The 12251-nt window shown below is 62.7% G+C and carries 16 protein-coding genes; 12 read left to right on the forward strand and 4 right to left on the reverse strand.

All coding sequences use genetic code 11. The annotated features are described in order from the left end of the window. On the forward strand, nucleotides 1-783 hold the full coding sequence (locus E2E27_RS12215; protein ID WP_141459519.1) for a DUF5131 family protein: 783 nt from the start codon (nucleotides 1-3) through the stop codon (nucleotides 781-783). A gap of 231 nt (nucleotides 784-1014) precedes the next feature. Here the strand turns inward: E2E27_RS12215 and E2E27_RS12220 are convergent, their stop codons facing one another. Further along, complete coding sequence (locus E2E27_RS12220) at nucleotides 1015-1326, reverse strand: helix-turn-helix domain-containing protein (protein WP_141459520.1); 312 nt, start codon at nucleotides 1324-1326, stop codon at nucleotides 1015-1017. A gap of 309 nt (nucleotides 1327-1635) precedes the next feature. On the opposite strand from E2E27_RS12220, the gene E2E27_RS12225 reads away from it, so the two are divergent. Both E2E27_RS12225 and E2E27_RS12230 read left to right on the forward strand, forming a co-directional pair. Continuing rightward, nucleotides 1636-2418 (forward strand): type IV toxin-antitoxin system AbiEi family antitoxin, encoded by a 783-nt coding sequence (locus E2E27_RS12225; RefSeq protein ID WP_234036046.1) that lies wholly within the window; start codon nucleotides 1636-1638, stop codon nucleotides 2416-2418. Between the two features lie 5 nt (nucleotides 2419-2423). Continuing rightward, a complete protein-coding gene (locus E2E27_RS12230) occupies nucleotides 2424-3341 on the forward strand; it encodes a nucleotidyl transferase AbiEii/AbiGii toxin family protein (RefSeq protein WP_181443432.1) in 918 nt (305 codons plus the stop codon). 8 nt (nucleotides 3342-3349) lie between these two features. Here the strand turns inward: E2E27_RS12230 and E2E27_RS12235 are convergent, their stop codons facing one another. Together E2E27_RS12235 and E2E27_RS12240 are read right to left on the reverse strand one after the other, a co-directional pair. Beyond that, nucleotides 3350-4624 (reverse strand): tyrosine-type recombinase/integrase, encoded by a 1275-nt coding sequence (locus E2E27_RS12235; RefSeq protein ID WP_141459524.1) that lies wholly within the window; start codon nucleotides 4622-4624, stop codon nucleotides 3350-3352. A gap of 203 nt (nucleotides 4625-4827) precedes the next feature. After that, entirely contained in the window at nucleotides 4828-5646 is an 819-nt protein-coding gene (locus E2E27_RS12240; protein WP_141459526.1) for a hypothetical protein, read from the reverse strand. Nucleotides 5647-5773: 127 nt separating this feature from the next. Here E2E27_RS12240 and ribB point away from each other — a divergent pair, with 127 nt between their 5' ends. From ribB to E2E27_RS18765, 4 genes are all read left to right on the forward strand, one after another. Beyond that, nucleotides 5774-7021, forward strand: coding sequence for a 3,4-dihydroxy-2-butanone-4-phosphate synthase (ribB, locus tag E2E27_RS12245; RefSeq protein ID WP_141459528.1), 1248 nt, complete (start codon nucleotides 5774-5776; stop codon nucleotides 7019-7021). 6 nt (nucleotides 7022-7027) lie between these two features. After that, complete coding sequence (gene ribH, locus E2E27_RS12250; protein WP_141459530.1) at nucleotides 7028-7447, forward strand: 6,7-dimethyl-8-ribityllumazine synthase; 420 nt, start codon at nucleotides 7028-7030, stop codon at nucleotides 7445-7447. 162 nt (nucleotides 7448-7609) lie between these two features. After that, nucleotides 7610-7795 carry a hypothetical protein gene (locus tag E2E27_RS12255; RefSeq protein ID WP_141459532.1) on the forward strand — a complete coding sequence of 62 codons (186 nt, stop codon included), beginning with the start codon at nucleotides 7610-7612 and terminating at the stop codon, nucleotides 7793-7795. A 125-nt stretch (nucleotides 7796-7920) separates the two neighbouring features. Beyond that, nucleotides 7921-8454 carry a MarR family winged helix-turn-helix transcriptional regulator gene (locus E2E27_RS18765; RefSeq protein ID WP_181443433.1) on the forward strand — a complete coding sequence of 178 codons (534 nt, stop codon included), beginning with the start codon at nucleotides 7921-7923 and terminating at the stop codon, nucleotides 8452-8454. Here the strand turns inward: E2E27_RS18765 and eno are convergent. After that, entirely contained in the window at nucleotides 8451-9737 is a 1287-nt protein-coding gene (gene eno, locus E2E27_RS12265) for a phosphopyruvate hydratase (RefSeq protein ID WP_141459534.1), read from the reverse strand. The genes E2E27_RS18765 and eno overlap by 4 nt on opposite strands. 146 nt (nucleotides 9738-9883) lie before the next feature. Between eno and E2E27_RS12270 the strand changes: the two genes are divergently transcribed. The 5 genes from E2E27_RS12270 (at nucleotide 9884) to E2E27_RS12290 (ending at nucleotide 12249) form a co-directional block, all read left to right on the forward strand. Beyond that, nucleotides 9884-10546 carry a hypothetical protein gene (locus E2E27_RS12270; RefSeq protein WP_234036047.1) on the forward strand — a complete coding sequence of 221 codons (663 nt, stop codon included), beginning with the start codon at nucleotides 9884-9886 and terminating at the stop codon, nucleotides 10544-10546. A 21-nt stretch (nucleotides 10547-10567) separates the two neighbouring features. Continuing rightward, entirely contained in the window at nucleotides 10568-10999 is a 432-nt protein-coding gene (locus E2E27_RS12275) for a phage holin family protein (protein WP_141459536.1), read from the forward strand. Then, nucleotides 10996-11364, forward strand: coding sequence for a hypothetical protein (locus E2E27_RS12280; protein WP_141459538.1), 369 nt, complete (start codon nucleotides 10996-10998; stop codon nucleotides 11362-11364). The genes E2E27_RS12275 and E2E27_RS12280 overlap by 4 nt, the downstream gene beginning before the upstream one ends. Next, nucleotides 11364-11933, forward strand: coding sequence for a hypothetical protein (locus tag E2E27_RS12285; RefSeq protein WP_141459540.1), 570 nt, complete (start codon nucleotides 11364-11366; stop codon nucleotides 11931-11933). Before E2E27_RS12280 ends, E2E27_RS12285 begins: the two co-directional genes overlap by 1 nt. 85 nt (nucleotides 11934-12018) lie before the next feature. Continuing rightward, on the forward strand, nucleotides 12019-12249 hold the full coding sequence (locus tag E2E27_RS12290; RefSeq protein WP_069310170.1) for a DUF4170 domain-containing protein: 231 nt from the start codon (nucleotides 12019-12021) through the stop codon (nucleotides 12247-12249). The last annotated feature ends 2 nt before the right edge of the window (nucleotides 12250-12251 follow it).

Below are 12251 nucleotides of genomic sequence, written 5' to 3' on the forward strand. Positions count from 1 at the left end.
ATGGCAACGAATTCATCGATCGAGTGGACTGAGGCCACATGGAACCCAGTTGTAGGCTGCGATGTGATCTCACCAGGCTGCACAAACTGCTACGCCATGCGGATGGCGCGACGGCTCGAAGCCATGGGCCAGCCGAAATACGCTGGCACCACTCGCATGTCTGGCCGTCGGCCGAAGTGGAACGGCGTCGTTCGTGTAGACGACGAAAGCCTGAAATTGCCAGCGACGTGGCGGACAGGTCGCATGATCTTCGTCAACTCAATGTCAGACCTGTTCCACGACGAAGTGCCGCTCGAATTTGTCCAACGCGTTTTCGAAACGATGGCAGCAACGCCGCAGCACAGTTATCAGATTCTGACAAAGCGCGCGGAGCGGCTTGAAGAGCTCGCTCCCAAGTTGGATTGGCCGGACAATGTCTGGATGGGGGTCAGCGTCGAAAATGCAGACTATCTTTATCGCATCGACCACCTTCGCCGGACCGAGGGGGCAATCAAGTTTCTGAGCTTAGAGCCCCTGCTTGGACCGCTCGAAAATATGAACCTCCAGGGCATCGACTGGGTCATCGCGGGGGGTGAGAGCGGCCCAGGCGCAAGACCGATGGACCCAAGCTGGGTGCGATCGATACGCGACCAGTGCCAGTCCGCCGATGTGGCCTTCCATTTCAAACAATGGGGTGGCGTCAACAAGAAGAAGACTGGCCGGACGCTCGATGGCCAAACGTGGGACGAGTTCCCCAAGGAGCCTCTACGCAGTGAGGCCGCCTTAGTGGCGGTGTCCTTCTAGGTTCGCCGTCAAAAATCCATATTGGCGTAGCGATCGTTCAAGTGCATTTGATAATTGGCGTAGCTGGCCATGGCTTCAGCTGAAGCCATGGCGATCGCTTAGTCACCATTGACGACCTTCGTCAGGTTGAGCGGCAGCCTGAAGCGTCCCGGGTTTTCCGGGGGTGTTCAAGGCACATACCGCCAGAAGCCCTGGCAAAGGGATCAGACGTCCTGCGGCGACGGAGTCAGCCTAGCCGGATGCGCGCGGCGTCACCGCAATCTCCACCCGGACATCCCGATCGAGCCGGTCGAGAATCCGCAGCAGCCGGTCGATGGTGAAGCGGTCGAGCCTGACCTGACGAATGCGCGAGAAATCCGCCGCCGCCACGCCGGTGCGCTCCCCGGCCTCGCGCACGCTCAGCCCTTCGGCATCGAGCGCCTTGATGATTTCGGCGGCGAGGATCGCGCGCAGCTGGCGCAAGCCCGCATCGGGCACGCCGAAATCGGCGAAGACATTGCCCGAGCCGTACACCAGCTCGCATGAATTGTCTGGGTCAGCCATCGCGGCAATGTGTAGTCAAACATGACAACAGATCAAGCCGGACGGTGCCACGCTAACGCCACGAGCGGAACCTTGCGGTCGAACACTTCGACCGCCTTCAGCTTGTATCCAGCGGAGGCCGAGGGCGCTGACGTGCCCCCGGCCTTCCGGCCGGTTTGCGGCGAATATCACCCTATTCACCGCATAATGTGCGGTGAATAGGGTTGATAGGTTTACGGATCGCACGAAACGCCAAGTTAGGCTTTGCAAAAACTGGAATTTATAAACTCGACATCGGTTTATGAATCCGGCAAAATGCTAAGGATGGCTATGCGTTCCGATCATAAGTTAAACCGCCTCCAGCAGGAACTCCCCGAGGGACTCCTTGCCGATGCGGCATGGATGGAAGCCCACGGCTATTCATCATCCCTGCGCAGCCAGTATGTTCGCGCCGGTTGGCTCACCAGTCCCGCGCGGCGCGTCTATCGCCGCGCGCGCACCCCGCTGACATGGCAGCAGACCATTGTCTCGCTCCAGTCCGTTCTCGACCTGCCCCTGACCGTGGGCGGGCGCACCGCGCTCGAACAGCAGGGCTATGCCCATTACCTGTCGGCTTCGATGCGCGAAGTTCACCTCTACGGGCCGAAGCGCCCGCCAACCTGGCTTGCCAGCTTGCCGCTCGATGTCGTTTTCCACTGGCACAACAGCCTACGGCTGTTTCCCGGCGATGCCGATGCGCCGCCCGAGCCCAGCCCTGTCATGGCGGGCGCCGCTGGCCAGACCTTGCCTCTACGCTATTCCAGCAAGGAGCGTGCGGTTCTCGAAATGCTCGACGAACTCCCCGGGCACGAGAGTTTCCATCAGGTCGATGCCCTGATGGAAGGCATGAGCGACTTGAGCCCGCGCCGCCTTCAAACACTTCTTGAATCCTGCACCAGCGTCAAGGTGAAGCGGCTCTTCCTGTTCTTCGCCGACCGCCACCGCCATGCGTGGCGCTCGCGTCTCGATACCTCGCGCCTCGATCTTGGCGCGGGCAAGCGCGTCCTCGTCAAAGACGGCAGGCTGAACCCGCGCTACCAGATCACCGTTCCCGCCGATCTCGAGGCGCACTGATCGCCATGGCTTTTCTCGACAACTACCGGCAACAGGTCGCCCTTCTCATCCGCGTTCTCCCGTTCGTTGCTGAGGAAAGAGTCTTTGCCCTCAAGGGCGGCACAGCGATCAACCTGTTCGTGCGCGACCTGCCACGCCTCTCGGTCGACATCGACCTCACCTATCTGCCGGTCGAGGATCGCGCCGCCTCGCTCGCCGCGACCGACGCCGCCATGCTGCGCATCGAGAAGCGGATCGAGAAGGGCATACGCGGTGCGCGGGTCCATGCCTCACGCTCGGCCGGCGAGAACATCGTCACCAAGTTGATCGTCCGCGCAGGGGACGTGCAAATCAAGATCGAGGTGACCCCCGTACTGCGCGGCACCGTTTATGATCCCGTCGTCACCGGCGTGACGCCCGCCGTCGAAGATGCCTTCGGCTTCGCCGAGATTCAGGTCGTGTCCTTCGCCGACCTCTACGCGGGCAAGATCGTGGCGGCGCTCGACCGCCAGCATCCCCGCGATCTTTTCGATGTGCGCGAGCTCCTGGCCAACGAACGTGTCACGGACGCGCTGCGCCGCGCCTTCCTTGTCTACCTCGCCAGCCACAACCGCCCGATGGCGGAAATCCTCGCCCCGGCGCGCAAGCCGCTGTACGATGAGTTCACGCGTGGCTTTGCCGGAATGACGCAGGAGCCGGTCGAGCTTGCCGAGCTTGAAGCCGCGCGAGAGGCGATCATCGTCGCGATGGTCGTCGACATGCCGGAGGAGCACAGACGCTTTCTTCGCAGCTTCAAACGGGGAGAGCCTGACTGGGATCTGCTGGGCATCGCCGAAGCGCAGAACCTGCCCGCGGTCCTGTGGAAACAGCGCAACCTCGACAGCCTCTCCGTCGGCAAGCGGCGCGAACTGGCCGAAGCGCTGGAGAAGGTGCTGTTTCCGTGAGTGACAGGTCAGCCATCCTGATCCTGTTGCGGAGGGTATTTGGCGGCGATCTGCAAAACCTCCCTGCCCCATAGCGCAAGCGCCTCGCGCTTTTCGTTGGTGTACTGGTGCCGATGGTAGACTCCCGCCACACCAGCCATAGCTGATCCAGACTGGTGATTAAGGACGGCTTCCGAAACCACCAGAGGGATCCCGAGACGCTGAAGGCCAGTTGCCACCGTCCGGCGAATATCGTGCATGGTGAAATGACCGGCCTCATAGCCGAGCTTCTCGTCCACGCTTGCCCTAATCCGCTTCCAGGCCTTTGACAGTCCGCTAACACTGTTCGTGTTGGTGACCTTGGATGCCAACAGAATTTGGGATTGCTTGTGCGCGTCGTCAGGGGCGATCCCCGCGGCCGCAAAGATGTCGGTGACCACTGCAAGGGCCTGCGCCGACAGCGGCACCACATTCGCCTTGCCGTTTTTCGCTCTGTCTCCCGGGACGGTCCAAACCTTCGCCTTGAAATCGAACTCGTCGCAAGTGGCGTCGAGCACCTCTCCCCGGCGCTGGGCTGTGAGAACAAGCATTTGCACAAGATGACCAAACGGATAGCCATCCTCGACAGCGGCTTGCCACAGGGCCGCGAGCTCTCGATCGCTGAGTACGCGGTCGCGAGGCTCACTTCGCTTCGGACGCCATGCGTCCCGGCAAGGATTGGCTGGCAAATGCTCGAGTCTGGTGAGTGCCCAAGTGTAGAAAGTCGAAAGATGGCGATACACGATGCGCGCCATCGTCAGGGTTTCCTTGCCCCGCTCGAATGCAATCTTCTCGACAAAGCGGCTCACGTCGCTTCGAGTGATGGAATCCGCGAGACGGTCACCCAGCTCGGGTTCGATGTACTTCCGGAAAACCCGGTCGAACTCCTTCGCGCTCCGCTTTTTGCCCTCGATCTGCTGAGACAGATAAATCTCGTAGAGCTCAGCGACCGTCCCGACGCCCTTCGATCCCTTCCTCTTCGCGCCTGGCTTTCTGGCGATGTTCTTGCCCTGCTCAACATCGACCAGGAGATCCCGTGCCTTACGCCGAGCATTGGCAAGCGTGAAGCTCGGGCTATGTCGCCCGATCGTGACGTTCAACCATTTGCCTTGAACGCGCTTACGCAAGATGTACGTCTTGATGCCGCTCGCACCCATTCGAAGCCGGAGCCCGGTCACGATGCGGTCAGCAAGCTCAATTTGCCCGGTGACAGGAGCCTTCAAGCCTGCAATCCGAGCGTCCGTCAAACCAACTTTGTTCGCCATATGCACCTGCTACCTTAGGTAGCTTTTTGTACTGGATACTTGCGAACATATCAAGAACAATGCGGACTATGAATCGCAGATTTCCGCCGTTTTTGGACCCATGTGGACACGCTAGGACCCTCTGATTGCAGCTCTTAATCAGCGGGTCCTAGGTTCGAGCCCTAGTGCGTCCACCATCCCCCCTCGTTTGAGCTAAGATTGTTTCAGCGTCCCAACCGCAGCGCTGGCCCGGTGACGTTGTCTGTGAGTAGCTTGATCGACGAGGGCTGAAACTTCGGCATTTCGTCGCCGCACATGGACAGATGGCTTTCGAGCGTCTGTATTTTATTGGTGATCGTGATGAGTTGCTGGTTCGCCATCTTGATCCCGGCGTCGAAGGTGCCGTCCATATCGCCATCGCGCCACTCCTTGTAGGCCGCGTGATAGGCGAGCGAGGCCTTTCTAGCCTCGTCAACACTCTTGATCGCCCTACCGAGCGATTGTCGGCCGGCCTCTTTGGCGGCCCACGAACTCAATACAACGCCATAATCGACAAGACTTGAAACGAGAGCCTGTTCATCCATCGCTGTCGCGTTGATCACGATGTCGGCTTTGACTTTGTTGAGATCGGCGAAGTCGGCAAGGGGAGAGTCGACACCGAGCCGCTGCTTTACGATCGCGTTCAGTCCTGCGACACCGCCTTTACCGAAGTCCGCCCAACCAATATCCTGCCCCGAGGCTAGTTTGCCGACATTTTCGGCGTTTGGCGTGATGCCAGAATAGACTGTACTGACGCCGGTCGCAACTGGAAGCCATTCGCCTGCCACACCTATTACAACATCGCAGGTTGCTTTGACCATCTGCAACCCGAACAGGACACTGTTGACCAGCGCAGCGCTCGTCTTTGCCCGCTCGGCCTCCCGGATATTCGCCCATATCATCGCGCGGATGCCCTGCAACCGGATAACTTGACCGCGCATGATGCGGATATTGTCGACCGTGCAGGATTGCAGCCCGAGCTGTTTGATGACTGTCGGATCCATTTTCACCCCCTCACGCTGTTGCCGCAGCGCTTCGGCAGATGTTCGCTCAAATTCGAATCTGGCACAAGGTGTAACCTCCAATGCCTAGCTGGATTGAAATCACACGTTGATGTGATAATGGCCACCCATGAACACATCACTCATCACACGCGTTCGCGATCTCGTCACATCTGGCACCATGACCAAGGCCGGGCTCGCCCGCGCCGCCGGGCTGCACGCCAACACCTTGCGTGATTGCACCGAGGAGAGCTGGAACCCGACCGCCGAAACTCTCGCCAAGCTTGAAACCTTTCTGGCGGCTAATGCCGACAAGCCCGTGCTCGCCACGATCGAGGAGATCATCGACGAGGCGCGAAACGGCCGCATGTATATCCTCGTCGACGACGAGGATCGCGAGAACGAGGGCGATCTCATCATCCCCGCGCAGATGGCGACCCCGCAGGCGATCAACTTCATGGCCACGCATGGCCGCGGGCTGATCTGCCTTGCGCTCACCAAGGAGCGCGTCGATCACCTCGGTCTCACCCCGATGAGCCGCAACAACAAGGAATCGATGCAGACCGCCTTCACCATCTCGATCGAGGCGAAGGAAGGCGTCACCACCGGCATCTCGGCGGCGGACCGCGCGCGCACCATCTCGGTCGCGATCGACGCGGCCAAGGGGGCGGACGACCTCGTCACGCCCGGCCACGTCTTCCCGCTGATGGCGCGCGACGGCGGTACGCTGGTGCGCGCCGGGCATACAGAGGCGGCGGTCGATATTTCGCGGCTTGCGGGCCTCAACCCGAGCGGCGTGATCTGCGAGATCATGAACGAGGACGGGACCATGGCCCGGCTCGACGACCTGATCACTTTCGCGCGCAAGCACGATCTCAAGATCGGCACGATCCGCGACCTCATCGCCTACCGGATGCGCAACGATCATCTGGTCGAACGCCTGTCGGAGCGCGCCTTCACCTCGGACTATGGCGGGCAGTGGCGGATGATCACCTATCGCAACCGGATCGAGGGCAACGAGGCCTATGTTCTGCAAAAAGGCCACGTGATCCCCGGCGAGCCCACCCTCGCTCGCGTCCACCCGATTTCGGTGTTCGACGATGTGCTGGGCGCTCCGGGGCCGCGCAAGCGCACGCTCCAGCGCGCGATGCAGGCGATCGGGGAACACGGCTCGGGCGTGATCGTGATCCTTACGGGCCGCGTCGGCACCGGCGAATGGCGCCCCGACGAGGAGCTGCGCAATATCGGCATCGGTTCACAGATCCTTGTCGATCTGGGGGTCAGCACTATGGTGCTGCTGTCGAACAGTCGCCCCGATCTGGTCGCGCTCGAAGGCTATGGCCTGACCATCACCGATTTCCACCCCATTCCGGAGTAATCACCCATGGCCGACATCCTTATCGTCGAAGCGCGCTTCTATGGTCACCTTAACGACATGCTGATCGCCGGCGCGCGCGCCGCGCTGGAAGCGGAAGGTCACAAGGTCGAGGTGCTGACCGTCCCCGGCGCGCTGGAAATACCGGGCGCGATCGCGCTCGCTGCCGAAGCCGATCGCTATGATGGCTTCGTCGCCATCGGCGTCGTGATCCGCGGCGAGACCTATCATTTCGAGATCGTCGCGGGCGAAAGCGCGCGCGCGATCATGGCGCTCACGATGGACGGCATCGCCATCGGCAACGGCATTCTCACGGTCGAAAACGAGGCGCAGGCGCTGGTCCGCGCCGACCCCGCACAGAAGGACAAGGGCGGGGAAGCGGCCAAGGCGGCATTGGCGCTGCTGGCACTGCAAGACCGCTTCGCTTGACGATTGGCGCAAGGGTCGTGCCGATACGGGACGGCCCTGCGGCTACGTAGTTTTCCTCTGTAGATTTCCGTAAGGCATTAACGCGATATCCGACCAGCTTCCGCTGTCGCTCACGATGTTGGGCGGCTAGCAATGTTGATGATGCGAAGTTGGGATCTAGCCTTGAACACTCTTTCTCCCGCGGTGCCGTGTGATGGCGGCGCGCAAACCATTCTGGCCGCGCTCGAAGCGCAGTTGGCCGCGCTGGACGGCATGGGTGCGCATATCGCGGCGGCCCATGTCGATACGGCCATCCAGCAACTGCGCCGCGATCTGTGCGACCGCCAGGAGAGCGACCGGAACGATTGATTTTCCCCATAGAAAATAGACACCTGCGTATTTCCCCGTAAAGCCAGCGTAGGGCAAGCTGCCTATGACTCCTGCTATGGATATGCCTCAGGGCAATGCCTTGCGGTGATCCCGAGGATGCAGGAATGGGCGACATATCACACGAAACTTCACGACCGCTCGATGGTGAACGGCCTGCCGAGACGGCGGCGATCATCAATCCGCTTGCCGACGAGTTGATGGCGATTGCCGTGCGGCTGCGGCTTGCTGCCACCGAGGGGGGCACTGAAGGTTCGGGCACCGAGCAGTCCCCGCGCGAGCCACGCAGCGCGCAGCGCCCCTCGCACAGTCACCTCGCCTTGGCACGCAAGGCCTATGCGCTGCGGCGCAAGCGCGGGGCGATCTTCGGCAATCCCGACCTGTTCGGCGAGCCCGCGTGGGACATCCTGCTCGACCTGTTCATCGCCCGGGCCGAGGGGAAGAGCGTTTCGGTCTCGAGCGCTTGCATCGGATCGGCCGCACCGGCCACCACCGGGCTGCGCTGGCTCGGCGTGCTGGCCGACGAAGGCCTGATCCTGCGCGAACCCGATCCCGAGGACAATCGCCGCGTGATGGTGCGCCTCACCACGGCCGGGTGCACGGCGATGGAACGGTTTTTCGACGCGGCCGAAAAGGACTAGGCGCGCGCGCCGAAGCAGGCCCGCCCGGCATAGGCCGCGCTGTCCCCCAGCTCTTCCTCGATGCGGATCAGCTGATTGTACTTGGCAAGCCGGTCCGACCGCGCGAGGCTGCCGGTCTTGATCTGGCCGCAGTTGGTCGCGACCGCGAGGTCGGCGATGGTCGCATCCTCGGTTTCGCCCGAACGATGGCTCATCACGCAGGTATAACGCGCGCGGTGCGCCATATCGACGGCGGCGAGCGTTTCGGTCAGCGTGCCGATCTGGTTGACCTTGACCAGCAGCGAATTGGCGAGCCCGCGGCCGATGCCGTCGGACAGGCGCGCGGGGTTGGTGACGAACAGGTCGTCGCCCACCAGCTGCACCTTCTCGCCCAGCAGACCGGTCAGCGCGGCCCAGCCCTCGAAATCGTCCTCGCTCATGCCGTCCTCGATCGAGCGGATCGGGTAATCGGCGCAGAGCTTGCCGAGGTAATCGGCCATTTCCTGCGGGGTAAGGCTCAGGCCCTCGCCGCTGATCTCATACTTGCCGTTCCTGAAGAATTCGGTGGCGGCGCAGTCCAGCGCCAGCACGATGTCCTCGCCCGGCGTGAAGCCGGCCTTGGCGACCGACTCCATGATGAAATCGAGCGCGGCGCGTGTGCTGGCGAGATCGGGTGCGAAGCCGCCTTCGTCGCCCACGCTGGTCGCGAGGCCCTTCTGGTGGAGGCCCTTTTTCAGCGTGTGAAACACTTCAGCGCCCCAGCGCACCGCTTCGGCAATCGAGTCCGCGCCGACCGGCATGATCATGAATTCCTGAATGTCGATCGGATTGTCGGCATGCTCGCCGCCGTTGATGATGTTCATCATCGGCACGGGGAGCATGTGAGCCGAGACCCCGCCGAGATAGGAATAGAGCGGCAAGCCGCGCGCATTGGCCGCCGCCTTGGCGACCGCGAGCGAGGTGCCGAGGATCGCGTTCGCGCCCAGTCGCGCCTTGTTCGGCGTGTCGTCGAGCGCGATCAGCGCCAAGTCGATATCGCGCTGGTCCTCGGCATCGAAATTGTCGGTGAGCAGCTCGCGGATCTCGGTGTTGACCGCCTCAACCGCCTTGAGCACGCCCTTGCCGAGATAGCGCGCCGTATCGCCATCGCGCAGTTCCACCGCCTCGTGCGCCCCGGTCGACGCGCCCGAGGGCACTGCCGCGCGGCCGAAACTGCCATCATCGAGCAGCACGTCCACTTCGACGGTCGGATTGCCGCGGCTGTCGAGAATTTCGCGGCCGTGGATGTCGATGATCGCGGTCATGTTTGGCTCCGGCAGAATTGTGTTGTAGCTTGCTAAGACACACCGCCATGATTCCGGGTGTCTCGCGGCTGTCAGGGCCCTATTCTCTGGAACAATGCCGCGCAAGCACACTTGATCATGTATACCTACACACAGCTGATGAGAGCATGACAATGGCAAATGACATCACCAACGGCGCGGCCACTCCCAAGGCCCGCAAGACCGCTTCGAGCCCGGCCAAAGGTGGCGCTGCCACTGCGAAGAAGGCTCCGGCCAAGGCTGCGTCGCTGAAGACGGGCGCCGTCGGCAAGGGCGCCGATGCGCCCGCCATCGCGCCCAGCGGCACAAGCGCCCCGGTTGCCGAAGCCAAGAGCCGTTTCAACGCCGCGCTTGAGGAAGCCAAGGCCGGTGCCGCAGCCCTTCGCACCGAGGCGGAGAACCGCATCAGCACCGTCAGCGGGCAGGCCAAGGGCAAGGGCAACGATTTCGTCGCCGAAGCCAAGACCTACGGCAACCAGGCGATCGGCAAGGCAGGCGAACTCGCCGTCGAGGGCAAGCAGGTCGCGACCGATGCGATTGCCTCGCTCGGCAAGGTTGTGGGCGACACCGCCCCGCAGATCGATGAAAAGCTCGGCGAGCAATATGGCGACTACGCCCGCAAGGCCGCGCGCACGTTGCAGGAAACCTCGGCCAAGCTTGAAGCCAAGAGCGTCGAGGAACTCGGCGAAGATGCGCGCACCGCCATCCGCAAGAGCCCGGCCACTGCGGTCGGCATCGCTGCCATCGTGGGCTTTTTCCTTGCACGGATGCTGGGCGGATCGAAGCGCTGACGCTGGGGGAAAGCCTGTCTCATGGCTGATACCGATCCCGGCTTTGCTGTGCCGCCCGAGGCTGTTGTGCCCCCGGTCGGCACCGCCCCTCCCCCGGTGAACGACGAGGGCAACAGCTTCACCGCCCTGCGCGACGATGTCGGCGCCCTGGTTGATGACGCGCGCAATTATGTCGAGGCCGAGCTCGCCTATCAGAAAACCCGCGCAACGCTGGCAGGCAAGCACAGCGCCCGCGCGCTCGGCTTTTTCGGCCTCGCGCTGGTGCTGCTGCATATCGCTCTGATCGCCTTGGCGGTGGGAGTCGTGATCGCCCTGGCGCCCTATGTCACGATCTGGGGTGCGATTGCGATCGTGGTCGGCGTGATGCTGCTCGGCGTTGTGATCCTGCTGCGGCTGGCTCTGCGAGACAGCAAGGTGGTGGGCGCGATGTTCGATGATGGAGAGCCGGGATGACGCTTCTACCGCCGCGCTTCATCGAAGATCGTGCGATCCGTGACGCCGCCCGCGCGGTCCTTTCCGAGGATGTCGACCGGTTGCGCGAAAGTCTCTCGCAGGAGGGTATCGCAAGCCGTGTGTCCTTGGGAGTGACCAGCACCATCTCCGAACGCCTGCGCAGCGGGGCGGAGGATGTGCTCACCGAAATCCGCACGCAGGCGGGCGAGCGCAAGGGCCTGATCGCGCTGCTTGTCGGGGCGTTGATCCTATGGCTGGCGCGCGAGCCGATCTTTGGCTGGCTTGAAGACCGACTGGAAGAAACCGACGATAATGAAGAGGACGCCGCCGAGCCTCCCGCTCCCGCGCCTCAAGGAGACCTTTGATGACCGACCTTACCCCCATCGACAAGCGCGACTCCCTGCGTGCCCGGATCGAAGCCGCCGAACGCCGCAATGCCGACCGCACCCTTGCCGATCAGGCGCGCGCGGCGGCTGACGCGGCAATCGACTACACCCGCGCCAATCCCCTGACCGTGATCGGCGGCGCACTCGCTGCCGGTGTGGTGATCGGTCTTCTGACCCGTCCCGGCCGGCGAATGGCGAGCAGAGCCTATCACAACGCCAGTGATGCAATCTCCGACGCATCCTCGAGCGTATCGCGCCGCGCCCGCGGCCTCGCTTCGCGCAGCCCTTCGCGCTTCAGCGACCTGATCGGCGATACGGCGATGGCCTATATCATGAAGCTGCTCGACGAGGCGGTCGAAGGCGCACGTGCTGCGCAGGACCGTGCCGAGGCATTGGGCGACACGGCGGGGACGCAGGCGAAAAAGCTCGGCCACAACGCCGTCGATGCGGCAAGCTCGGCCGCCGACAGCACCCGGGCGCTGGCCCGCAAGGCACGCAGTGCCACGACCGGCGCGGTGCGTGATCTGCGGCGCAAGGCCAAGGTCTGACGCCATTACGAAGCTGCTAGAGACTTGCCCTTGGCGCTGGGGCCGCTAAAGGCCCGCGCATCCTTCCTCCCCAAGGGCAAGTCACATGGCAGAAACCACCCCCACCCAGCGGCTCCACCTCGTGATGGGCGGCCGCGTCAAGGATCCGCGCGGGATCGAGTTCCAGGACCCGGAAAGCATTCACGTCGTCGGCGTCTACAGCTCCTACGACGCAGCTGTCGACGCATGGCGCGCGCAGGCGCAGCGCACGGTCGACGATGCCGAGATGAAGTATGTGGTGGTCCACATCCACAAGCTGCTGACGCCGGAAGACTGACA

This window comes from Porphyrobacter sp. YT40, from assembly GCF_006542605.1.
Classification (GTDB): domain Bacteria; phylum Pseudomonadota; class Alphaproteobacteria; order Sphingomonadales; family Sphingomonadaceae; genus Erythrobacter.

What these genes read in the sequence shown, in the direction of transcription:
- E2E27_RS12220 (WP_141459520.1), bottom strand. Translation starts at nt 1,326, where the DNA reads ATGGCTGACCCAGACAATTCATGCGAGCTGGTGTACGGCTCGGGCAAT.
- E2E27_RS12270 (WP_234036047.1), top strand. Translation starts at nt 9,884, where the DNA reads ATGACAATGGCAAATGACATCACCAACGGCGCGGCCACTCCCAAGGCC.
- E2E27_RS12240 (WP_141459526.1), bottom strand. Translation starts at nt 5,646, where the DNA reads ATGGATCCGACAGTCATCAAACAGCTCGGGCTGCAATCCTGCACGGTC.
- eno (WP_141459534.1), bottom strand. Translation starts at nt 9,737, where the DNA reads ATGACCGCGATCATCGACATCCACGGCCGCGAAATTCTCGACAGCCGC.
- ribB (WP_141459528.1), top strand. Translation starts at nt 5,774, where the DNA reads ATGAACACATCACTCATCACACGCGTTCGCGATCTCGTCACATCTGGC.
- E2E27_RS12235 (WP_141459524.1), bottom strand. Translation starts at nt 4,624, where the DNA reads ATGGCGAACAAAGTTGGTTTGACGGACGCTCGGATTGCAGGCTTGAAG.
- E2E27_RS12285 (WP_141459540.1), top strand. Translation starts at nt 11,364, where the DNA reads ATGACCGACCTTACCCCCATCGACAAGCGCGACTCCCTGCGTGCCCGG.
- E2E27_RS12280 (WP_141459538.1), top strand. Translation starts at nt 10,996, where the DNA reads ATGACGCTTCTACCGCCGCGCTTCATCGAAGATCGTGCGATCCGTGAC.
- E2E27_RS12290 (WP_069310170.1), top strand. Translation starts at nt 12,019, where the DNA reads ATGGCAGAAACCACCCCCACCCAGCGGCTCCACCTCGTGATGGGCGGC.
- E2E27_RS18765 (WP_181443433.1), top strand. Translation starts at nt 7,921, where the DNA reads ATGGGCGACATATCACACGAAACTTCACGACCGCTCGATGGTGAACGG.
- ribH (WP_141459530.1), top strand. Translation starts at nt 7,028, where the DNA reads ATGGCCGACATCCTTATCGTCGAAGCGCGCTTCTATGGTCACCTTAAC.
- E2E27_RS12275 (WP_141459536.1), top strand. Translation starts at nt 10,568, where the DNA reads ATGGCTGATACCGATCCCGGCTTTGCTGTGCCGCCCGAGGCTGTTGTG.
- E2E27_RS12225 (WP_234036046.1), top strand. Translation starts at nt 1,636, where the DNA reads ATGCGTTCCGATCATAAGTTAAACCGCCTCCAGCAGGAACTCCCCGAG.
- E2E27_RS12215 (WP_141459519.1), top strand. Translation starts at nt 1, where the DNA reads ATGGCAACGAATTCATCGATCGAGTGGACTGAGGCCACATGGAACCCA.
- E2E27_RS12230 (WP_181443432.1), top strand. Translation starts at nt 2,424, where the DNA reads ATGGCTTTTCTCGACAACTACCGGCAACAGGTCGCCCTTCTCATCCGC.